Source organism: Chryseobacterium flavum (assembly GCF_003385595.1).
Lineage (GTDB): Bacteria > Bacteroidota > Bacteroidia > Flavobacteriales > Weeksellaceae > Chryseobacterium > Chryseobacterium flavum.
The window spans coordinates 52,789-75,335 of sequence record NZ_QNUE01000008.1 but is presented as its reverse complement, the minus strand read 5'-3'; the positions used below and the strand labels follow the sequence as shown (position 1 = coordinate 75,335).

22 protein-coding genes and 1 tRNA gene are annotated in these 22,547 nt (G+C 35.6%); 17 read left to right on the top strand and 6 right to left on the bottom strand.

All coding sequences use genetic code 11. The annotated features are described in order from the left end of the window. The first annotated feature begins 1 nt into the window (after position 1). Positions 2-1,240: a 3-deoxy-D-manno-octulosonic acid transferase gene (locus DRF59_RS11760; protein ID WP_115960013.1), complete on the top strand. Its 1,239-nt coding sequence runs from the start codon at positions 2-4 to the stop codon at positions 1,238-1,240. Here DRF59_RS11760 and DRF59_RS11755 read toward each other — a convergent pair. The 3 genes from DRF59_RS11755 to DRF59_RS11745 are packed head-to-tail and all read right to left on the bottom strand — an operon-like array spanning position 1,232 to position 3,614. Next, entirely contained in the window at positions 1,232-1,858 is a 627-nt protein-coding gene (locus tag DRF59_RS11755) for a deoxyuridine 5'-triphosphate nucleotidohydrolase (protein WP_115960010.1), read from the bottom strand. The genes DRF59_RS11760 and DRF59_RS11755 overlap by 9 nt on opposite strands. Next, the gene (locus DRF59_RS11750) at positions 1,858-2,613 is read right to left on the bottom strand and encodes a glycosyltransferase family 2 protein (RefSeq protein ID WP_115960007.1); all 756 of its coding nucleotides are present in this window, start codon (positions 2,611-2,613) and stop codon (positions 1,858-1,860) included. The genes DRF59_RS11755 and DRF59_RS11750 overlap by 1 nt, the downstream gene beginning before the upstream one ends. Positions 2,614-2,636: 23 nt before the next feature. Further along, complete coding sequence (locus tag DRF59_RS11745) at positions 2,637-3,614, bottom strand: acyltransferase family protein (RefSeq protein ID WP_115960004.1); 978 nt, start codon at positions 3,612-3,614, stop codon at positions 2,637-2,639. Positions 3,615-3,813: 199 nt separating this feature from the next. On the opposite strand from DRF59_RS11745, the gene DRF59_RS11740 reads away from it, so the two are divergent. The 11 genes from DRF59_RS11740 to DRF59_RS11690 all read left to right on the top strand — a co-directional run bounded on the left by DRF59_RS11740 (position 3,814) and on the right by DRF59_RS11690 (position 14,299). Beyond that, a complete protein-coding gene (locus tag DRF59_RS11740) occupies positions 3,814-4,287 on the top strand; it encodes a lipocalin-like domain-containing protein (RefSeq protein WP_115960001.1) in 474 nt (157 codons plus the stop codon). 183 nt (positions 4,288-4,470) lie between these two features. Further along, positions 4,471-7,284, top strand: coding sequence for a leucine--tRNA ligase (leuS, locus tag DRF59_RS11735; protein ID WP_115959998.1), 2,814 nt, complete (start codon positions 4,471-4,473; stop codon positions 7,282-7,284). A 240-nt stretch (positions 7,285-7,524) separates the two neighbouring features. Continuing rightward, a complete protein-coding gene (locus DRF59_RS11730) occupies positions 7,525-8,388 on the top strand; it encodes a MotA/TolQ/ExbB proton channel family protein (protein ID WP_066697815.1) in 864 nt (287 codons plus the stop codon). Between the two features lie 60 nt (positions 8,389-8,448). Then, the gene (locus tag DRF59_RS11725) at positions 8,449-9,057 is read left to right on the top strand and encodes an ExbD/TolR family protein (RefSeq protein ID WP_115959995.1); all 609 of its coding nucleotides are present in this window, start codon (positions 8,449-8,451) and stop codon (positions 9,055-9,057) included. Positions 9,058-9,068: 11 nt separating this feature from the next. Then, positions 9,069-9,635, top strand: a complete 567-nt coding sequence (locus tag DRF59_RS11720; RefSeq protein ID WP_115959992.1) for an ExbD/TolR family protein — start codon at positions 9,069-9,071, stop codon at positions 9,633-9,635. A gap of 27 nt (positions 9,636-9,662) precedes the next feature. Beyond that, the gene (locus tag DRF59_RS11715; RefSeq protein WP_115959989.1) at positions 9,663-10,505 is read left to right on the top strand and encodes an energy transducer TonB; all 843 of its coding nucleotides are present in this window, start codon (positions 9,663-9,665) and stop codon (positions 10,503-10,505) included. 78 nt (positions 10,506-10,583) lie between these two features. Next, positions 10,584-10,781, top strand: a complete 198-nt coding sequence (locus tag DRF59_RS11710) for a DUF308 domain-containing protein (protein ID WP_185144920.1) — start codon at positions 10,584-10,586, stop codon at positions 10,779-10,781. Next, positions 10,771-11,643, top strand: a complete 873-nt coding sequence (locus DRF59_RS11705; protein WP_115959986.1) for a PstS family phosphate ABC transporter substrate-binding protein — start codon at positions 10,771-10,773, stop codon at positions 11,641-11,643. Before DRF59_RS11710 ends, DRF59_RS11705 begins: the two co-directional genes overlap by 11 nt. Positions 11,644-11,734: 91 nt before the next feature. Continuing rightward, positions 11,735-13,387, top strand: a complete 1,653-nt coding sequence (locus DRF59_RS11700) for a tetratricopeptide repeat protein (RefSeq protein ID WP_115959983.1) — start codon at positions 11,735-11,737, stop codon at positions 13,385-13,387. Positions 13,388-13,468: 81 nt separating this feature from the next. Next, positions 13,469-14,188 carry a bacillithiol biosynthesis deacetylase BshB1 gene (gene bshB1 / locus DRF59_RS11695; protein ID WP_115959980.1) on the top strand — a complete coding sequence of 240 codons (720 nt, stop codon included), beginning with the start codon at positions 13,469-13,471 and terminating at the stop codon, positions 14,186-14,188. Positions 14,189-14,225: 37 nt separating this feature from the next. Beyond that, positions 14,226-14,299, top strand: a tRNA-His gene (locus tag DRF59_RS11690). Between the two features lie 236 nt (positions 14,300-14,535). Here the strand turns inward: DRF59_RS11690 and DRF59_RS11685 are convergent. Beyond that, positions 14,536-14,871 (bottom strand): DUF3276 family protein, encoded by a 336-nt coding sequence (locus tag DRF59_RS11685; protein ID WP_002976288.1) that lies wholly within the window; start codon positions 14,869-14,871, stop codon positions 14,536-14,538. Positions 14,872-14,970: 99 nt separating this feature from the next. Next, positions 14,971-16,632: an ABC transporter ATP-binding protein gene (locus DRF59_RS11680; RefSeq protein ID WP_115959977.1), complete on the bottom strand. Its 1,662-nt coding sequence runs from the start codon at positions 16,630-16,632 to the stop codon at positions 14,971-14,973. A gap of 92 nt (positions 16,633-16,724) precedes the next feature. Between DRF59_RS11680 and DRF59_RS11675 the strand changes: the two genes are divergently transcribed. From DRF59_RS11675 to DRF59_RS11655, 5 genes are all read left to right on the top strand, one after another. Beyond that, on the top strand, positions 16,725-17,630 hold the full coding sequence (locus DRF59_RS11675; RefSeq protein WP_115959974.1) for a transcription antitermination protein NusB: 906 nt from the start codon (positions 16,725-16,727) through the stop codon (positions 17,628-17,630). A 1-nt stretch (position 17,631) separates the two neighbouring features. Continuing rightward, positions 17,632-18,132 (top strand): DUF1573 domain-containing protein, encoded by a 501-nt coding sequence (locus DRF59_RS11670; protein ID WP_115959971.1) that lies wholly within the window; start codon positions 17,632-17,634, stop codon positions 18,130-18,132. Positions 18,133-18,142: 10 nt separating this feature from the next. Then, positions 18,143-18,505 carry a preprotein translocase subunit YajC gene (gene yajC, locus DRF59_RS11665; protein WP_115959968.1) on the top strand — a complete coding sequence of 121 codons (363 nt, stop codon included), beginning with the start codon at positions 18,143-18,145 and terminating at the stop codon, positions 18,503-18,505. 117 nt (positions 18,506-18,622) lie between these two features. Then, a complete protein-coding gene (locus tag DRF59_RS11660; protein WP_241505573.1) occupies positions 18,623-19,345 on the top strand; it encodes an SDR family NAD(P)-dependent oxidoreductase in 723 nt (240 codons plus the stop codon). A 322-nt stretch (positions 19,346-19,667) separates the two neighbouring features. Beyond that, positions 19,668-20,516, top strand: a complete 849-nt coding sequence (locus DRF59_RS11655; RefSeq protein WP_115959962.1) for a mechanosensitive ion channel family protein — start codon at positions 19,668-19,670, stop codon at positions 20,514-20,516. Positions 20,517-20,642: 126 nt separating this feature from the next. Here the strand turns inward: DRF59_RS11655 and ligD are convergent, their stop codons facing one another. Then, positions 20,643-22,526 carry a DNA ligase D gene (ligD, locus tag DRF59_RS11650; RefSeq protein ID WP_115959959.1) on the bottom strand — a complete coding sequence of 628 codons (1,884 nt, stop codon included), beginning with the start codon at positions 22,524-22,526 and terminating at the stop codon, positions 20,643-20,645. Between the last annotated feature and the right edge of the window lie 21 nt (positions 22,527-22,547).

The following is a 22,547-nucleotide window of genomic DNA, read 5'->3' as shown; positions in this document are numbered from 1 at the left end:
GATGGCTTTTCTGTATAATACATTTATCAATCTTCTCATCTTCGGGATGAAGATTTTTTCATTGATTAATGATAAAACTAAAAAAGGAGTTGAAGGAAGAAAGCAATCTTTGGCTAAGGTTAAAGCTTCATTTTCAACGTCGGATAAGGTGATCTGGATGCATGCTGCAAGTCTTGGAGAATATGAACAGGGGCTGCCTGTTTTGGAAAAGCTTAAAGAAAGCAGACCGGATTCTAAAATCCTGGTAACCTTTTTTTCACCTTCGGGGTATGAGAATGTAATAAAAAAAAAGAATATTGCTGATGTGATCTGTTATCTTCCTTTTGATAAAAAAAAGACTGTTAAAGAGTTTATTTCCCAGTTTGATACAGAACTATTTTTTACGGTGAAGTATGATTACTGGTATAATTTGCTGACGGAGCTGAAAAAACAGGGTACAAAGATCTATGTAATATCTGCCTTGTTTTATGAAAGGCAGTCTTTCTTTACCTCTTATGGAAAATGGTTTGTAAAACAGCTACAGAATAATGTGGATTGGTTTTTCCACCAGACACAATTTTCTCTGGCACTTGCGAAAAGTGTGGGGCTGATAAAATCTTCTGTAACCGGGGATACAAGATTTGATAGGGTGAAACAGATTAGATTAAGGGATAACCATGTGGATCATATCGAAGAATTTACCGGAAATATCAAAACCATTGTCTTTGGAAGTTCCTGGCAGGCTGAGGAGAAAATTGCAGAAATAGTGTACAGGAAAAATCCTTATTTGAAAATCATTATAGCTCCTCATGACCTGAAAAGAGTAGAGCATTTAAAAAATATTTTCCCTGATGCCGTTCTTTATAGTGAAATTCAGAATTCTTCGTTTTCATCTTCTGATAATCAATTGCTTATTATAGATAGTATCGGGTTGTTATCCAAACTATACTCCTATGCGGATATAGCTGTTGTCGGAGGAGGATTTCATGATGCCGGACTGCATAATATTCTTGAGGCGGCAACATTTGGTGTACCTGTTATTTTCGGAAATCATTATAAAAAGAATCCTGAGGCAGACGGATTGATTGACCAGAACGGAGGAAAATCTTTTACAGATGAATACGTGGCTGCAGACTTTGTTTTATTCCTTGCCAATGAAGATAATAAAGAAGAACTGAGGGCGATGTCCCAGAATGCAGCAAAATTTGTTGATGAAAAACCTGATTCTACCGGGATGATTCTGAAGAAAATTCTATCGTAAATACCCCTGTTTTTTCATTTCTTTTATGATCCCTTCAATATTCTCCGGAATGCTGTTGCATTCAAGCCATTTCATATCAAGCCCATTGTTGGTACAAAGCTTTTGGAGGTAATGGTTGCTGTGAATTTTTTTTTGAATTTTATTTAAGATCTCATCGATTTCCATCCAGTAATCTTCGTCAAGTTTCTTAACCAGAACTAAGGATTTAAATATTTTATTGATGATGTAGATATATAATTTGTAAACATTGTCAAACCGCTGTCTGCTGAGGTCATTATTATGTTCCAGAACAGCATTGACTAGTAATAAGTTAAGAGAAACATCTCCGAATTTATCTGTTGTGATCTTTACATGTTCGGTAATTTCTGCGCTTATTTTTCTGATACTGCTCAGGAAATATTGAGGATTGCTAACGTATTCTGAAGCTAAGAGAACCTTTTCAGCAACAATTTCTTCCATTGCATTCCTTTTATCATCAGTAGTCTCCGGATCAATAAGTTCAAAATATAGTTTTTTTGACAGGAGTTTATCTTTTTTGAGGAGTCTGAAAATAAGTTTATCCTTTTCTGCTCCTGAAAAAGCGCTGAGTGCTGCCTTGAATTCTTTTGAATATTCCATTAATTAAAAATTTTCGAATATTTTAAAAATCCGTTAAGTGCCCAATTGGCAGTATAGTATAATGATTTTACCGTGGAGAAGCCCATGAAATCCTTATATACAAGATATTGATCTTTAATGATATTTTTTTTCTTTCTGGAAACACTGTTTTCACGCATTCTGTACTTTGCCATTGTTTTGTTGATAGGCATTCCTTCAGGAACTACTTTTAAGAGGTTCAGCCACATGACATGATCTTCACGTTTACTTTTTACAGGGAATAAAAATTTACCGACTCTTTTGGTATCATACATTGTTGAAACAGGAGCCAGTCTGCAGGTTTTCAGAAGGTTTGAAAATGTAACAGTTTTATCTGCAATAAAATCTTTCAATATAGGTTGTAGTTGTTCATTGCATCTGGAATAATTGCAGTAAACAAGTTCTGCATTGTGTTCTTCCATATAAGAGGTCATTACTTCTAAATATTCGGGATACCAGTAATCATCAGAATCAAGAAATGCAATATATCTTCCCTGAGCTCTTTCAAGACTTTTATTCCTGGCATTTCCTGCGCCACCGTTTTTCTCCAGGATCTGGAGTTTGATTCTCGGATCGTTATACTTTCTGATAATATCGATAGTATTGTCTTGGGAAAGGTCATCGGTAATCAGCCATTCCCAGTTTTCATAAGTTTGACTGAGAACAGATTGTATGGTTTCCTCTATGAATTCAGCGGAATTATAACAAGGAGTGATGATGGAGACAAGGTCTTTCATTTATGTTTTAAATATATTCAAAATTATAAAAATCTTTTTTCATAAAAGTGCCAGGAGGATATTCCGACACCAATCACCACCAGCATACAAATTATACTCATTACATAAGGGTTGTAATCTTCAAAGAGTCCTAAGGTCTGGAAAACCCTGATAATAGGAAAGTGGAATATATAAATTCCATAAGTGAAATCTCCGTATTTCCCAAAGTTATTAAGGAATTTGAAAGAATAGGCAATATAAAGGACAATGATGCTGATCATCATGGGAGAAAGCAGCTTGATATTAAAAATCAGATCTGCCCATACTGTGATTATGGCAATAATAAATAGGGGATGCTTGTACCGGATAAATTTATCAAAATTAAAATACAGCAGCATTCCGCCAATAAAATAACATAATGATCCTGGTAATTGTCTTGATATAGAAGCTCTTCCGGTCATTTCAAAATAATTGAGAAAGATCAGGGATAAAAAATAAAGGATAATAAGACTGATATTTCTGTATTTATTATTTTTTCCAAATAATAAGAATATAAATGGAACAGCAATATAAAAGCACATTTCTATCTTTAACGTCCATAAGGCTCCGTTTACGGCCTGATTACCAAATACTCCCGGTAGCCACGGCGCCTTAAAATTCATAAACAGCGAATTCCAGAACAGGTATTTGTAAACCTGGGTATTGCTGAAGTATTCAGAAAAGGATTGCGTGCTTACGAGGCTTAATAGAATGGCACAGAGAAATACGACCAGAAGATAAGCGGGAACAATTCTGTTAAACCTTTTTTTTGCATAACTTTTTAAGCTGGATGATCTTTCATAACTTCTTGCGATCAGAAAGCCACTGACAATGAAAAACGAAAAAACGGCAACTTCTACCGGGCTGTGGGTTAAAAAATAAAGCTTATCGGATTGACTTAACGCTCCCAAATGTCCTACAAAGACAATGAAAGCAAGGAGAACACGGATGAAATCAAAATTGTTTTTCGTTATATCTTGCATTTTTTTTCTTTGTTACAAAAATAACTTTTTTAATAAAATGGAAGGGTTTTTCATGAAGTCATTATTTGTTAAATAAAGAGAATATGAGGAATAGACCTATAACAAAATGTATAAATAAAGGGTAACGAAATAATTTTTTACAAAAAATAGTAATATAAATCAAAAAAATTATAATTTTAGCGCTTGAAAAAATTGATCTATGAAGAAATTAGCACTACTATTTACAGGGTTATCATTATTGGTAGCTACCGGATGTAATGATGACAACGATAATGTCATGGAGGCGCCACTTGTAGGAGTCTGGCAACCGATAAAAGAGGTGGTTACCACTGTGGAGGTGGATGAACAGCCGGTTTCGGATGTGATTACTTATTCAACCTGTCAGAAAGAATCCCGATGGAGATTCAATACTGATGTTAAAGGAAAAAGAACCGATTGGGATGAAAATGTAACAACCGGGCAATGTGCTATCGCTTCAGATAAAAATTTCACTTATACCTATGATAAAGACAGCAAGGCTGTACAGATCAAATATCAGGGAATTGTGGAGCCTGCCAATGCAAAGGTGATCAGCCTTGATGATACTACGCTCAACCTTGCCGTAAGAGAAGAAACTCAGGATCCGACTGTATTTAAAACAAGAACCTATACTTTTAAAAGAATTGTCCAATAACAATAATAAGTATACGTCAAGATATAAACAGATCTCATCCCGCGATGAGATTTTTGTTTTTGTGAGAAAGCAGGGATTAATCATAAATTAAAGTTTATTTCTTTTAAAATCATTAATTTTGTGGATCTTGTTTAAAAGAATAAGCATTTAATATTAAAGTCTAACATATAACATATTTATAAAGTGTTTTACGATCATCAGCAGATAGAAAAAAAGTGGCAGAAATACTGGGAGGAAAATCAAACCTATAAAACCTCAGACAATACAGATAAACCTAAATTTTATGTACTCGATATGTTTCCGTATCCATCCGGAGCCGGGCTTCACGTAGGCCATCCCCTTGGATATATTGCATCGGATATTTATGCAAGGTATAAAAGACATCAGGGGTTTAACGTTCTCCATCCGGTAGGGTACGACAGCTTTGGGCTTCCTGCTGAACAGTATGCAATCCAGACAGGACAGCATCCGGCAATCACAACAGAGCAAAATATAAACAGATATGAAGAACAGTTAAAAAAAATAGGATTTTCTTTTGACTGGAGCAGGGAAGTGAGAACTTCTGATTCTTCATATTATAAATGGACACAATGGATTTTTATCCAATTGTTCCATTCCTGGTATAATAAAAATACAGATAAAGCTGAGCCTATAGAAACCCTGATCAAACAATTTGAAGAAAAGGGGACAGAAGGTTTAAATGCCAATCAAAATGATGAACTTAACTTTACCGCAGAAGAATGGAAGACTGCTTCCGATCTGGATAAAGAAGATATCTTATTAAATTACCGCCTTGCGTACAGAGCTGAAACAACGGTGAACTGGTGTCCTGCTTTAGGAACAGTATTGGCAAATGATGAGGTAAAAGATGGAAAATCTGAAAGAGGAGGCTTTCCTGTATTCCAGAAAAAAATGATGCAGTGGAGCATGAGGATTTCTGCATATTCTGAAAGATTGTTACAAGGACTTAATACATTGGACTGGCCACAGCCTTTGAAAGATTCCCAGGAATACTGGATCGGGAAATCTCAGGGAGCACAGGTTCAGTTCAAAGTAGAAGGACATGACGAGACTGTTGAGGTATTTACAACAAGACCTGACACTATCTTTGGAGCAACCTTTATGGTATTGGCCCCGGAAAATCCTTTAGTGGAAACAATTACGACAGATGCTCAAAAAGTAGAAGTAGATACTTATATTGAAGAAACATCCAAGAAAACGGAGAGAGACAGAATGTCTGACGTGAAAAACGTGAGCGGAGCTTTCACCGGAAGTTATGCGATCAATCCATTCAGCAATGAAAAAATGCCGATCTATATTTCCGACTATGTGTTGATGGGATATGGAACAGGAGCAGTAATGGCAGTTCCGGCACATGATGAGCGTGACCACAGATTTGCCAAGAAATTTAATCTTGAGATTAAAAAAGTTGTAGAGACTGAAGAAGATGTTCAGGAGAAATCTTTTGATTCCAAAGATTCCGTTTGTGTAAATTCAGATTTCCTGAACGGATTGAATTATAGTGATGCAAAAGCAAAAATAATTTCAGAGATCGGAACCAGACGAATCGGTCATGGAACAACAAACTACAGACAGCGTGACGCTATTTTCTCAAGACAGCGTTATTGGGGAGAGCCTGTTCCTATATATTATAAGGATGGGATGCCATACACGTTGCCGACTTCTGCTTTACCATTGGAGCTTCCTGAAGTTGAAAAATATTTACCAACAGAAGATGGGGATCCGCCATTAGGAAATGCAAAGAATTTCGCATGGGATGAAGTGAACCAGAAAGTAGTATCTACAGATTTGATTGATGATAAAGCTGTATTTCCATTAGAACTATCTACAATGCCGGGATGGGCTGGAAGTTCATGGTATTTCCTTAGATATATGGATCCGGATGATGATGAGGTTTTCGTTAAAAAAGAACGGGCAGCCTATTGGGGACAGGTAGATCTGTATATAGGAGGCAGTGAGCACGCAACCGGACATTTATTATACTCCCGCTTCTGGAATATGTTCTTAAAGGACAGAGGCTGGATCAACCATGATGAACCATTCCAGAAACTGATCAATCAGGGGATGATTTTAGGGATGAGCGCATTTGTTTACAGAATTGATGGTACGAATACTTATGTATCTAAAAATTTAGCTGGTCAATATCAGACCCAACAGATCCATGTAGATGTATCCTTATTAAAAGGAACTTCTGATGAGTTAGATACTGAGGCATTCAAATTATGGAGACCGGATTTTACTGATGCTGAATTTATTTTGGAAGATGGAAAATACATCACGGACCGTGAAGTGGAAAAAATGTCCAAGTCTAAATATAATGTAGTAAATCCAGACGATATCTGTGAAGAGTACGGAGCTGACGGATTGAGATTATATGAAATGTTCTTAGGACCATTGGAGCAATCGAAGCCTTGGAATACACAGGGGCTTAGCGGGGTATACGGCTTCCTTAAGAAATTCTGGAACCTGTATTTCAACGAGGACGTATTCGAAGTTTCAGACGAAGAACCAACAAAAGCAGAATACAAAGTTTTACATACCTTAATAAAGAAGGTGGTATATGATATTGAAAACTTCTCTTTCAATACCTCTGTATCATCTTTTATGATTGCTGTAAATGAGCTTCAGAAATTAAAATGCAATAAACGCAATATTTTAGAGCCGTTGGCCGTTATCATTTCTCCATATGCACCTCACATCTGTGAAGAATTGTGGAGCTTATCAGGACATGGCACATCTATCGAATTCGAGAAGTTTCCTGCATTAAATGAAGATTATCTGATCGAGGATGAAATTGAATATCCGGTAAGCGTAAACGGTAAAATGAAGTTCAAAATTTCTCTTTCTGCTCAATTATCTGCTAAGGAAGTAGAAGATTTGGTGATTTCAAACGAGAAAATGCAACAGATTTTGGAGGGTAAAACCCCTAAAAAAATCATTGTAGTCCCTCACCGTATTGTGAATATCGTAATTTAAAAAAAAATTAACATTGGGAAATTAAAAAAAATGGGGGTCTAATTTTTTTGATTTTTTAACCTAAATGTTAAATTTGGAAAAAATAAATAAAATATTTAAGAATAATTATTATATTAAAATCGTATTAATTTTTCTTTATTAAAAAAAAGCAAAATGTTTAATTCAGACTCTTGCATTTTAATTAATTTTGCCTTTAATTTACACCCTGTAAAATTTTAAAACAATATAATTTAGTTAAATATGGAAATGAATGTTTCAAAAAATGATGAGCAAGTAGTTGCTAGAAAAGCGGGAGGTTTAAATCCAGCTGTTATTATTCCTATTCTATTTGCTATAGGAGTTTGTATTTATTTATTCGTTCTTGGTAGCCCAGGAAACTTCAAGGATGCTGATAAACTAGGAAGCGGGTCTGTAGCTTTTTCAAGCGTTGAAGGAAAAGACATTCACCCAGAATCGTTCTTAGGTATTATCTACAAAGGAGGGGTTATTGTACCAATCTTGATTACTTTCATGATCACGGTAATCGTTTTCTCTTTTGAAAGATATTTCGTTCTTGGTAAAGCTGCTGGAAAAGGAAACTTAGACAACTTCGTGGTACAGGTAAGAAGCTTACTAAACCAAAACAAAATTGATGAAGCTATCGAAGAGTGCGACAGACAACAAGGTTCTGTAGGTAACGTAGTTAAAGAAGGTCTTACTACTTACAAAGCACTTGCTCACGATAATACATTAAATAAAGAGCAGAAAATGGTAGCTCTTAACAAAGCTATCGAAGAAGCTACAACTCTTGAGATGCCAATGCTTGAGAAAAACATGATGATCCTTTCTACTTTAGGAACTGTTGCAACGTTAGTAGCACTTTTAGGAACGGTAATCGGGATGATCAAGGCATTCTTCGCTTTAGGTTCAGGAGGAGGTACTCCGGATGCTGCTGCTCTATCTACTGGTATCTCTGAAGCCTTGATTAACACGGCATTAGGTATTGGTACTTCAGCAATCGCTATTATCCTATATAACTTCTTTACATCTAAAATTGACGGATTAACTTACAAGATCGATGAGATCTCTATGAGTATCCAGCAGTCTTTTGCTGAATTCAACTAAGAATTAGCAGGGAATTTGCATTGCAATTAAAAGAAGTTTAATTAAAAATATTTTATAATAATGGCGAGAGTCAAACCAAAAAGACATGGAGTAATTACGGACATGACTGCAATGTGTGACGTTGCGTTCCTACTCCTTACGTTCTTTATCTTGACCACTCAGTTTAAAAAACCTGACGTGGAGCAGATTAAACCGCCATCTTCAATTTCGGAAAAATTACTTCCTGATGCTAGTTTAATGACTATCAATGCTACTCCGGACGGAAAATTCTATTTCCAGCCAGTAGAAAATGCATCAGAAAGAGTTGCTCTTTTGGATAAAATGGGTCAAAAGTATGGAATTACTTTTGATAATAATCAAAAAGCAGCATTCCAGAAAGTTCAGGCTGTTGGAGTTCCAATGAACCAGCTTAAAGGATATCTGGATTTGCCAGAAGATGAGCAGAAAAATTATAAGAGTCCGACAGGTATTCCTATGGACAGTACAAATAAGCAATTAATTGATTGGGTAAAAGAAAGTTTAAGTGTTAACCCTGACTATAAGTTAGCTATTAAAGGTGACGTTACAACTCAGTACCCTAAAGTTAAAAGCCTGTTTGAAGGTTTAAGAGATATTGATTTTCTTAAATTTTGGTTGATTACATCACAAGAAGGTAAACCTAACGAATAATATCGATAGAAATGGCAGAAGTACAAGTACAGGAAAAGAGCGGCAAAGGCGGCAAGGTACGTTCCAAGAAACAGAGTACCAGAGTTGATATGACTCCGATGGTGGACTTGGGTTTTCTATTGATTACCTTCTTTATGTTCACAACTACATTCAGTAAACCGAATGTTATGGACTTAGGTCTTCCGGCTAAACCTAAAAAGGATCAGCCGAAACCTCCTCCAACAGAAATTAAACTTTCTAACTCAATTTCTATCTTATTAGGAAAAGATAACAGAGTATTCTGGCACCAACAGGATCCAACTTCCTTAAATGACCAGAATCTTATGGAAACTACTCTTGATAGAGAAGGTATTAGAAAAGTAATTCAGCAGGCAAAATCTAGAGCTGCAGATCAAAGTAAATTTACAGTGATCATTAAGCCGACTGACGATGCTGTATATAAGAACTTTGTTGATATTCTTGACGAAATGGCAATTACCAAAAGTGAGCAGTACGGTGTTACTGATATCAAGCCTTGGGAGAAGACTATTTACGAAAAGAAAGTAGGTGGTGCTGCTGCGCCGGCTGCTACAAAGTAATTTAACTATAAAATTGTTATATCTACTATGGCAGATGAAAATGTATACGGTCAGAATCTTACCTTAGACGAGATCGTATTTGAAAATAGAAACAAGGAATATGGTGCCTATGATCTTAGACATCAGTATCCGAGACTTCTGACAAAATCTTTTATAATTGGAACAGCTTTGTTTCTTTTAGCAGCTTTGTCTCCGTTCATCTATCTTACGATTAAAAATCTTACAGCTCCGCCTAAACAGGAAGTGAAGGCAGATCTTGTTGATATCATCGAAGAAGATCCGATTATTGAGCAGCCTAAAGAAGAAGAACCACCTCCACCACCTCCACCTCCAAAAGAAGAGGAGAAAATTGAGGTTATCCAAAACGTTGTTCCGGAGCCTGTTAAAGCTCCTAAAATTGAAACTCCACCACCACCGATTTCTAAACAGCTGGAAACAACAACCGGTTTACAGAATCAGGAAGGGGTAAAAGCTCCGGCTTATACGCCACCACCACCACCACCATCTACCGGAACAAAAGCAAGTACAGTAGAAGTGAAAGCGAATAATCCTAACGAAATCTATAAAGATGTAGACCAGTCTGCAGAATATCCTGGAGGAATGGGTGCTCTAAGAAAATTCTTAGGAGATAACTTTGATACTTCTTTGATGGAAGGAGGTGAAGGTACTCTTAAAGCGAAGCTTAAATTCGTTGTAGAAAAAGATGGAACTGTTTCTAATGTTGTTATTGAAGAGAAATCTCCGAACAGCGACTTTAATAATGAGGCAGTGCGTGTAGTTAAGAAACTTAAAAAGTGGACTCCGGCTAAGAGAAATGGAGAAAGCGTTAGATCTTACTATAGTGTACCATTTACAATGAACTTTGAATAATTAGAATTATTTATTCAGAATATAAATAAAAAGAGAAGCATATGCTTCTCTTTTTATTTTTTTTGGTATTTTTGTTACATGATGTTCAATTGGTTATCCCTGGTTACGGGATTGTTTTATATCGTTTTAGGAATTGTAGTAATTATCTATAAATTCTTTTTTACAATTTTGGAGCCTGCCATTGCTTATGCATTGGGTATCGTTCTGATTATTTATGGAATATTCAGAATATACAGAGCTGTTTCAAAGATTAAAAAATCTAGGGATGAAGAATAGTTTTAAGATTGCAGTTGCTTTTATTTTAAGTATTATACTTGTTGGCTGCAAAAAGGAAGAGAAATCTCCGTCTTATAATAAAGGTGATCTGACAATTTTTACTGACGAATCTTTTCAAAGTGTTACAGAAGCTTTAGCAGATGGCTATATGATCAATTATCCCGAAACACGGATTAAAGTCGTAACTAAAAAAGAAGATCTTGGTTTCCTTGACCTGCTGAACGATAAGGCAAAGGTTGTGGTAATGTCAAGAAATCTTTCTCCGGAAGAAATAAAAACGTACGAGGACCGCACAGATCTTAAATTCCTTCCTGCAAAATTTGCAGCAGATGCTGTAGTTTTTGTAGTTCCTAAGGATTCTCCTAAAGAAAGTATTTCAATAGAAGAGATCAATGAAGGACTTTTGTCAGACAAAAAAGAATTCATTTTTGACGGTACAAATTCCAGTAATCTGAATTTTGTTGCTGAAAAGCTTAAAAAGCAGCCAAAGGATCTTCAGTTTTCTATTATTCCGGGTAACCAGAATATTATTGAAGAGCTGGGAAAATATCCGGGAAAAATAGGAGTAATAGGTCTTAATACTTTTAGCCGTCCCTATGATAAAGCTTCCGAGAAGCTTAGGGATATGGTAAAAGTACTTCCGGTTGTAGAAAAAGGGAAGCAATATAATCCGGATTTTGAAGGACTTCGTACGATGAAATATCCTTTCACGCGGGTACTGTATTTTTTAGCTAATGAAGGCAATTTTAATATTGCTAATGGCTTTATGAGATTCTCCTGCACACATTTAGGCCAAAAAATCGTTCAAAAAGAAGGCTTGCAGCCTTACAATCTATATAGAAGAGAAGTACAAATGCGTTAAAAAATATTAAAGTCTTAATATACCTGATTAAAAAATACAATTTTGGTCTGAAAATTGTGTAGAATATAACTCGAAATATTAGAAATATAAAATGAAAGATATAATGATTATGAATGTAAAGAAGGTTGCTTTTGGAGCAGCTGTGGTATTTTTTGCCGGCTTTGCCTCTGCACAGACGCTGCAGGATGGTATCAACAGTATAGACAGTGATAAATTTGCTCAGGCAAAAACCAATTTCACAGAAATGGTTGCGAAAGAACCAAGTGCTGATAATTATTTCTATTTAGGAAATACTTTCTTAAGACAGGGTGAACCTGATTATGCTAAAGCTACTGAAAGCTTTAACAAAGGTTTAGCAGCTGACAGTAAAAGCTACCTTAATAAAATAGGTTTAGCAGCTGTAAAATTAGGAAAAGGAGATAAAGGCGCTGTTGCTGAAATCCAGAAAGTAGTTACTGACTCCAGAGAAAAGGATGCAGAAGTATTATTCAGAGCTGCTGAAGCTTTGACTTTATTTGAAAAAAACAGTTCACCTGATCTTGCGATTCAATACTTAACTAAAGCAATTGAAAAAGCAGAGAAAAAAGGAGTTCCTGCTCATTACTATTATACATTAGGGGATGCTTACAGATTGAAGAGAATGCCGGGTGAGGCTATGTCTGCCTATGATAAAGCATTACCGGTAGCTAAAAATAAAGCGTCTGTTTACACAAGAATGGCTACATTATGGATGGCTGCTCAACAGTGGCAACAGGCTAAGCAAAATATAGATAAAGCAATAGGGGTAGATCCTACGTATGCTCCGGCATATAAAGCACTTGCAGGTTATGATATCAGATATCAGCAAAATGCAAAAGCAACACAAGATCTTATCAACTATACAAAATATGCTGATGAAGATCCTTATACTCAACTGGAAATTGCTAAGCTATATTTTACAAATGAAGATTATGTAAATTCTAAAGCTGTTTTGGATAAGATTTTCGATAAAATTGAAGATCCTATTAAATTCAAACTGAGAGCTTATCAATCATATGCAGATGGAAACTATGCAGAAGCAAAACAAAATATGGATACTTTTGTTTCTCAGGCAGAAAAAACAAGAGTACAGCCTGCTGACCAGGGGTTACAGGGTCTTATTGCTGCTGGATTAGCAAAAACTGAAACTGATGCTGCTAAAAAATCTGCTTTAATGGCTGAATCTCAGCAAAAAATTGCTATTGCCAAAGCTGCTAAAGATGAAACAATGAAATGGGATATGGAACTTGCCAATATAGCTGGCGGAGGCGGGGCTTCTCAGGCTGATGCAGACAAAGGACCAACTAATCCAACTATTGAAGCATTGAAAAAGCAGGTTGCGGCTAACAATCAGGACTCTGATGCTCTGTTTAAATTAGCTACAGCTTACCAGGATGCTAAAAACTGGAGTGGCGCTATTCTTACATGGCAAAAAATGATTGCTCTTCTGCCAGATTGGGCACCGGCATATTACAGTCAGGGATATTCTTACCAGCAGGCAGGAAATAATGAAGCAGCAAAAATTGCTTATGAAAAGTTCATCAGTACAGTAAAACCTGCAGATCAGGAAGCTAACAAACAAACCCTTGCTTATGCTTACTTTGCAGTAGCATATATGAGTAAAGATTCTGATGTTGCAAAAGCAAAAGACTATGTTGCTAAATCTTTACAGCTTGATCCTACTTATGAGGATGCTGTAAAATTGAATGCAGAAATCAACAAGTAATTTAAATTTTAAATTATAAATATTAAAACTTCCCATTCTCTGTGTTTGGGAAGTTTTTGTTTTAAGCTTATCTTTGAATTTATGAAAACTGATATACTTGCTTTTGGAGCACATCCTGATGATGTAGAATTAGGATGTGGAGGAACTATAGCCAAAATGGTTTCTGAAGGGAAAAAATGTGTTGTCGTTGATCTTACCAGAGGAGAGCTGGGTACCAGAGGAACTGACGAAACAAGAAAGGCAGAGGCCGCTGATGCTGCCCAGATCCTGGGGCTTTCTGCAAGAGAAAATCTGGGAATGAAAGATGGCTTTCTGGTCAATTCTGAAGAATATCAGATAAAGATTGTAAAAATGATTCGCAAATACCGTCCGGAAATCGTTTTAGCCAATGCAATTGATGACAGACATCCGGATCATGCAAAAGGAGCGAAATTAGTATCGGATGCGTGCTTTTTATCCGGATTAAGAAAAATTGAAACAGTACTGGAGGGAGAAATTCAGGAAGTATGGAGACCTAAACATGTTTTTCATTATATACAATGGAAGGATATTAAACCGGAATTCGTAATTGATATTTCAGAATTCCTTGATAAAAAAATTGCGTCATGTATGGCTTATAAAACCCAGTTTTATGATCCTACTTCTACAGAACCTGAGACTCCGATTACCACAAAAGACTTTTATGAAAGCCTGACCTACCGTGCTCAGGATTTAGGGCGGTTATCGGGAGTTACTTATGCTGAGGGCTTTACATCTGAAAAGTTAATTTCTTTGAAAAATTTTGACGGAATTGTTTGGTAGTTGAGGAAAATGTCCTATATTTGCACTCAGAAAAACGGTGGTTGTAGCTCAGTTGGTTAGAGCGTCGGATTGTGGTTCCGAAGGTCGTGGGTTCGAGACCCATCATCCACCCAAATAAAAGTACACTTTTTTGAAGTGTACTTTTTTATTTTATGTCTTCAGCACGGAATATAATCCTGTTTTTTATTTCTTAGGAACACCTTTTACCCACATTTTATAACCCGGAAATCGATTATGATCTTCTAAAAAATATTAGGAATTTTTCTTGCTTACTGATTAGTTTTTTGCTTTCAGTACATAAAAAAAAGCATCTTTTTCAGATGCTTGTGTTTTTAGATATTCTTTTTTTAAACCTCGTCGTCAGAATCTATTGTATATGATCTGCTTTTGAAGTCTTTGTCATGTTTTTCTGAAATTACATCCTCACCCTTTTCATTAATGATGAAATCTGTGGACTCATTAAACATCTCCTGGAAACTTTTAAAATCTTCTTTATAAAGATAAATTTTATGCTTCTCGAATGTAGCTTCTCCATTCTCTCCGAAATTCTTCTTACTCTCAGTAATTGTAAGATAATAATCTCCTGCTTTCGTCTCGCGCACATCAAAGAAATAAGTTCTTCTTCCTGCTTTTAACACCTTCGTGAAAATCTCATTTTCATGGCGTTCCTTGTATTCACTCATTGTTAGATATTTTTTAATCTTGTTAAGAACAAATATAAAAGAATTCTTTTAATCACAAAATTTTTTTTATGATTTATTTAACAATTGAGAAAGAAACAGCTATGCGGTTACAGAATTGGCAATTTCTGTAAGGTTGATAATCTGGTCTGCTTTTTGAGCGCTAGACTCTCTGTGTGTGATAATTATGGACGTTGCATTCCTTATTTTCCGGTCAATATTTTCAAGAATATTCTGTTCCGTTTCTGTATCTAAAGCTGACAAAGAATCATCAAAAATGATGATGTTGGGGTCTTTTATTAACGCTCTGGCGATACAGATCCTCTGTTTTTGACCTCCTGAAAGCATAACCCCACGTTCACCTACGAGTGTTTTATATTGATCTTTAAATTCAATGATATTTTTATGGACGTCTGCAATTCGTGCATATTCTATTACTTTTTCATGAGAGGGATGATCAATTGCAAAACCAATATTATTTTCAATAGAATCGGAGAATAAATAGCTTTCCTGGGGAATATATCCAATAAAATTTCTGTAATTGTCCAGATTGTGCTCTTTAAGATTTTTGCCATCTATTAATATTTCTCCTTCTGTTGGGTCAATTAAGCGGCACAAAAGCAAGGCTATAGTGGATTTTCCGCTTCCTGTTTTGCCCATGATGGCTAGAGACTGGCCTGCTTTGATTGTGAAACTTAAATTATCCAATGCTTTGATGCCTGTATTAGGATATACATACGAAACATTTCTGAATTCAATATCTCCTTTGATGGGGTAATTTTCAAAATTTACATTAATAATTTCCGATTTTTTATCCAAAAATTCATTGATTCTTTGCATAGAAGCTTCAGCACGCTGGTTTACTGAAGTTACCCAGCCTACCATAGAGAATGGAAAAATCAGGGTGTTGATATACATGAAGAAATCTGCAATTTTACCTATGCTTAATTGCCCTGCAATGTATTTTTGTCCCCCGATCCAGATGATGGCTACATTCAGCAATCCGATAACAAATAAAATAATAGTAAAGAAATATGCTTCTGTTTTTGCCAGATCCAATGCTTTGTTCTGATAATCGGTTACCTTAATCCCATAATTTCGTTCAATATATTTTTCTCTGGCGAAAAATTTAACGACACGGATTCCGGAAAAGCTATCCTGTACAAAAGTTGAAATAGCAGACTGGCTTTTCTGCATGATCTTCGACTTCTTATTGATAATGGAACTTACTTTATAAATTGCATAAGATAAAATGGGAAGCGGCAATAAGGTCCATAAGGTCATTGAAGCATCAGTTTTTACCATATAAATAGCGGTAATCAGAACGAGAACGATAAGGTTGGCTACATACATAACTCCCGGGCCCAGATACATCCTTACAGCAACTACATCTTCACTGAGTCTGTTCATTAAATCGCCTATAGTTGTTTGTTTATAATCGGTCAGGGATAAATCCTGATAATGCCTGTAGATTTTATTTTTAAGTTCATACTCAATCCTTCTCGAAGCAACAATAATGGTTTGTCTCATCATAAAAGTAAAAAAACCAGTGAGCAGTGAGCAGCCAACAATAATAGCTACATAAATAAGAACCTGCTGATTAAAACCCAGATTTCCGTTCTTAGTAAGTTCATCTACAGACTTACCTACAAACTGAACTTTATAAATATTGAAGAAATTACTGGCAATGATAAATAGTACCCCCCAAAACAATAGTATTTTGTGTTTCCAAAAATAAGGGTTTAAGGTCTTTAGAGCTTTCATATAGTTTTACAAAATTACAAAAATGTCATCATACTACGAATTCAATCAATTTTAAATTTTGTATCTTTGCAGGCATAAAAAAAGCTCTTTGAATGTTAGGAAGACGACAAATCCGTGAAAAGGTAGTGCAGGCCGTATATTCGTACTATCAGAACCCTGTGAAATTTGATGTTTTAGAGAAAAACATGTTCGCTGGAATAGAGAAAATCTATTACCTTTATATCTATCAGCTCAACTTTTTGGTGGCGTTGAAAGAACTGGCTGAACACCAGATTGAAATCGGAAAAAATAAGTTTCTTAAAACCGATGCAGATCTTAATCCTAACCAAAAATTCATCAACAACCAAGTATTAATTAAGCTGGAGGAAAATCCTGAGAGATTGTTTTTCACAGGTCAGCATAAACAGTTGAAATGGGATATGCATGATGATTTACTGGTGAAAACTTTCCAGAGAATTACTGCAGGTAAACGGTATCAGGATTTCATGAAAGAAGATGGATATTCTTTTGAGGAAGATCAGAAATTTATTGGTAAATTATTTTTAAGATATATTGCTGAAAATGATGATTTCCATGATTACCTGGGTGATAAAGAACTTTCATGGTATGATGATATTCATATTGCGAATTCAATGGTTCAGAAAACAATTGGTTTCCTGAGAGAAGATGAAGAAAGCAGGACTTTAATCAAGATGATTAAAGACGAAGATGATAAATCTTTTGCTTCCAAATTATTGAGAGACACCCTGAATAATTGGGAAAATAATGAGAAAAAGCTTGAAGAAAGGCTTGAGAACTGGGATTTGGAAAGAGTTTCTTTAATGGATAAGGTAATTTTATCAACAGCAATTGCGGAACTTGATAATTTTGCATTTACACCTTCAAGAGTTATTATTAATGAATATATTGAAATCGCAAAAGTGTTTGCTACTGACCGTTCAAATATTTTCATTAACGGGATTTTAGATAAATATTGTAAAGATCAAAATAGAATATAAAATGAAAAAGACGTTATCAATTATCGCCTTGTCTATCATAGGCTTTGGTTTAGTTTCCTGCAAAAAAGAAAGCAAAGAAACTCAAAGCGCTGATTCTGTAACTACTGACTCTGTTGCTGCAGCACCGGCAGTGACTGATTCATCTGCTACTTTAACAACTGAAGCTGCTGCTCCGGTTTCTAATGAACCTTTAACTTCTATTGCTTTGTCTGAAAGCAACTTCGATTTTGGAAATATTAAAAAAGGAGATAAAGTAGAGCATGTTTATGAAGTTACCAACACCGGTAAAAATCCATTGATTATTTCTGAAGTTAAGCCCGGATGCGGATGTACAGCTCCTGATTTCACAAAAGAACCGATCATGCCTGGTAAAAAAGGAAAAATTACATTGCACTTCGATTCTGCAAACTTTGATGGAAATGTTCAGAAGTATGCAGATGTTTTTGCAAACGTAGAAAAATCCCCAATTAAATTAACGTTCACTGCGAACATCCAACCATAATTTTTAAAATATGTTGACATTATTTTTACAGGCACAGCCACAAGGATCATCATCTATGATGCTGATTATGATGGGTGTGATGTTTGTAGGATTCTATTTCCTGATGATAAGACCTCAGATGAGAAAACAAAAGCAGGAAAAAAACTTTCAGGAAAACCTTAAAGTAGGGACCAGAGTGGTTCTTACCTCAGGTCTTCACGGAAGAATTGCCCAGGTTCAGGATGATGGTTTCGTAATTGAAACATTATCAGGAAAACTGAAATTTGAAAAAGCTGCTGTATCAAGGGAAATGACTGAAAGTCGCTTCGGTGACAAGTCAAAAACAGCTGATAAAGCTGACAAAAAAGAAACGGAAACTGAAGAAAAAAAATAATTCAGTAGAATAATATTAGTAGCGGCTGGTGAACAAAGTTCACCAGCCGCTACTTTTTAAGGGACCTTGTTCCGGAATTTATTTCTTATCAATTATCTTTGCTGTATGGATCAAAATATGAATAAAACGGTTCTTATTCTGGGAGCAAATTCTGATGTGGCAAAACAATGCATTAAGCAATATATTGCCAAAGATTATTCTGTAATAGCTGCCTCTAGAAATACAAAATCACTGGAAGACTTTATCCTTGAAAATAACCTGGCACATTCAAAGATTACAGTTGTATATTTTGATGCTGCAGAATTTGATTCCCATCATAAATTTTATGAAGGACTTTCTGTAAAACCCCATATCGTTGTTTATGCTGCCGGTTTTCTGGTTGACAATCAGAATGCACTGCTAAATTTCAAAAACGCAAAACAAATGATGGAGGTCAATTATATGGGAGGAGTCTCTATCCTAAGCATTATTGCAATGGATGAAAGCAATAATAACCTGGAAAGAATTGTAGGCTTATCTTCATTATCCGGAGTCAGAGGGAGGAAAAGTAATTTCGTATACGGAAGTACAAAAGCTGCATTTACCCAGTATCTGGCAGGATTAAGACAGGAGCTTGCCTCCCGTAACATTATTGTCAATGCTTTGGTAATAGGATATATCAGAACCAAGATCAATGAAGGGTTGAAGCTTAATGAATCTCTTATTATGGAGCCGGATTATGTAGCAAACTTTATAGTCAATGCCGGAAGATCCTTTATTATTGTCCCTGATTTTAAATGGAAAATAATCTATTATATATTAAAGCTTTTGCCGGAAAGCCTGGTTTCTAAATTGCCATAATTCAGATCATTGAATTAATTTTATTTTTTAATTGGAGCGGATTTCGGAAATTTATTTTCGTCTGTATTAAATTTCGGTATTCTCTTTGCTATTGTAAAACCCAATTTTCTTCTTAGTAAAATTCGATTACAAAAATGAGCATTGAGAAAAAACAGATCATACCTGTTTTACTATTCAATTTAATTTGATACATCAAACATTTACTTTAACCATAATGGTTTAGGTTAGTTTCTTCTGAAAGTATATATGCTTTCCCTCAATTTCATTTGATTTTTACTATTCACAGGAATACTGATATGCAATATTAAAATAGTAGTTTAAAATGAATGATTTAGAACTGAACAAAATTCAGCAGCATTGGGATACTTTAATATCTTCCGCAATTTCATGGGCTCCAAGAATTATCACTGCCATAATTTCGGCAGTAATGATCTATCTGATTGGCGCCTGGCTAATAAGAATGATTAAGAAACTTGTTGAAAAAGCTTTTAAAAAGCGTAATATGGAAGTTTCTTTACAACATTTCCTTTTAAATATTATTAACTGGGGACTCAATATTCTCCTCTTTATAGTGGTGGTTACTCAATTGGGAGTGCAGACCTCAGCATTCGTTGCCATGATCGGGGCAGCAGGTTTAGCTATAGGTCTGGCTTTACAGGGGTCATTAACAAATTTTGCCGGAGGAATACTTATTCTGTTGTTAAAGCCGTTTAAAATCGGAGATTTTATTTCTATGAATTCAGGAGCTTCGGGAACTGTGCAGGCTATAGATATTTTTCATACGAGACTGGTTACTCCGCAGAACCAGTTAATTGTGATTCCTAACGGAGTGGTTTCCAATAACAGTATTACCAATTTTACCCAATTAGGTACAAGAAGAACCTCAATAGACATTGGAGTGGCTTATGATGCTGATCTGAGACAAACAAAAGATCTTCTGCTGGAGGTCATAAAAAATAATCAATATGCTCTTTCAGTACCGGCTCCACAGGTAGTGGTAACTGAACTTGGAGAGAGTGCTGTAAATATATCGGTAAGAGTGAGTACTTCCACTGAAAATTTCTGGGCTATGAATGAAGAGCTGATTATCAACTGTAAGGAAGCCCTTGATCAGGCCGGAATTGGTATTCCTTTTCCACAAAGAGATGTACACCTTTACAATAATCAATAATTACATTCTGAATTGATATAAATATTCCGGCAGTATTATACCGCCGGAATATTTATTTAGGTATAGAAAGAAGAGGAATTTATAGAATCATTTTAAACTCCTTATCTTAACCTGTCCTGAAGAAAACTAATCATTCAGTTCCTGCAGAGCTTCCAAAGCTTTCATCATATCGATTCCCTTACCCAGGACAGGTTTAAAAAGATCTCCTTTTTCTTTAATCCTTTCCAGAGCATTATTAATATTAAAATCTGTTGGTTTTATGCCTGCTTTAAGTTCATTCCAATCCAATGGCATGGAAACTGAAGCTCCTTCCTTAGGCCTCAGGCTATAGGCACTGGCTAACGTTTGTCCTGTTCTGTTTTGAAGATAATCAAGGTAAATCTTATTTGAAGCTCTTTTTTGTAAGCTCCTTTCCAGTGTTGTTATTTTCGGAAGGTTTTTATTAACCTGCTTCATAAGAATATGCGCAAAATCCTTTACCTGATCAAAATCATAATTTCCGCCCATCGGAATGTAGACATGAATTCCCGTACTACCCGAAGTTTTGCAATATCCTTTTATTTTTATTGAGTTCAGGACTTCATTGACCTGAAGAGCAGTCTCAATAACATCATCAAATGTATTTTTCTTTGAGGGATCAAGGTCTAAAACAAGATAATCAGGATGCTCCAGATCAGGAAGCGAGCTGTTCCACGGGTTAAGGTCAATACAGCCCAAATTATTCAGATAAGCTAAAGTTGCCTTGTCGTTACAATAGATGTAATCGATGTATTTATCATTAGATTCAGAATATACTTCTGTTGTTTTAATCCACTCGGGCACATGTTCACCGGCATCTTTCTGGTAAAAGCTTTGTTCTTCAATTCCGTTAGGAAACCGGTTAAGAGATAATGGACGATTTTTTAAATGGGGAAGAATATAACTGGCAACAGATTGATAATATTCAATGACATCTCCTTTGGTAATACCATCATTAGGAAAATAAATTTTATCCTGATTGGTCAGTTTAACAATATGCTTGTTTAAAGTGATTTCCTTTTCCTTTTCAGCGTGCGCTGTTTTTTTTGAAGAAGTTGTAGCTTTCATATCTTTAAATTTTTCGGTGTATTTATTATTGACGGGACTCTTAACTTCCTGTGGTTCTTTATCCTCACGGATAGCTATAAAAACAGGATGTCGATAAATTCCATCTTTGGTAATTTCGGAATACTTGATTTCGCAAACCAATTCAGGTTTAATCCAGGTCACCGGCATATTAGTTTTTGGAATTTCATCAAATGGAGCTGTTTTTACAATTAGTTTTTCAAGTTCTCCATAAAGCTGTCTTAAAGAAGTTTTATTAAAACCTGTTCCGGTATGTCCACAATAGGTAAGTTTGTCATTAATATATTTTCCCAGGATTAAAGCACCGAAATTTTCCCTGGACCCTCTTGGTTCAGTAAAGCCACAGATAATGGCTTCTTCTGTATTTGAAAATTTTATTTTAAGCCAGTCACTGGTTCTGTGGTTTTCTATATATTGGCTGTCAGCGCGTTTGGCTATCATTCCTTCCAGCTTCATCTTTTTCATCTGCTCAAAAAATTCAATTCCTTTTTCCGGGATATGATCGCAATATTTAATAGTATCTGTTTCAATTAAAGCTTCTTTTAAAAGTTCTTTCCGCTGAAGCAGAGTGAGCTCTTCTGTGGAATGCCCGTTTAGCCAGAGAAGGTCAAAGACCTGATATACCAGAGCAAGATTGGGATTGTCTCCAATTTGTTGTAAAAGCTGGAAGCTGGGTCTTCCATTTTCGTCATACGCCACAATTTCTCCATCCAGGATCATATGTTGCTTTTGCAATAAGAAATCCTGGGCTACTTTACTGAATTTGGATAAGAAAGAAATGCCATTCCGGGAATAGAAGAGTGGCTGATCATTACTCAGATCTGCAATAGCTCTGTATCCATCCCATTTTATTTCAAAGACCCAGTCCTGATCATCAAAAGCTTTCTCAGAAAGTTTTGCTAACATGGGTCTGATAAAATTTTTTAA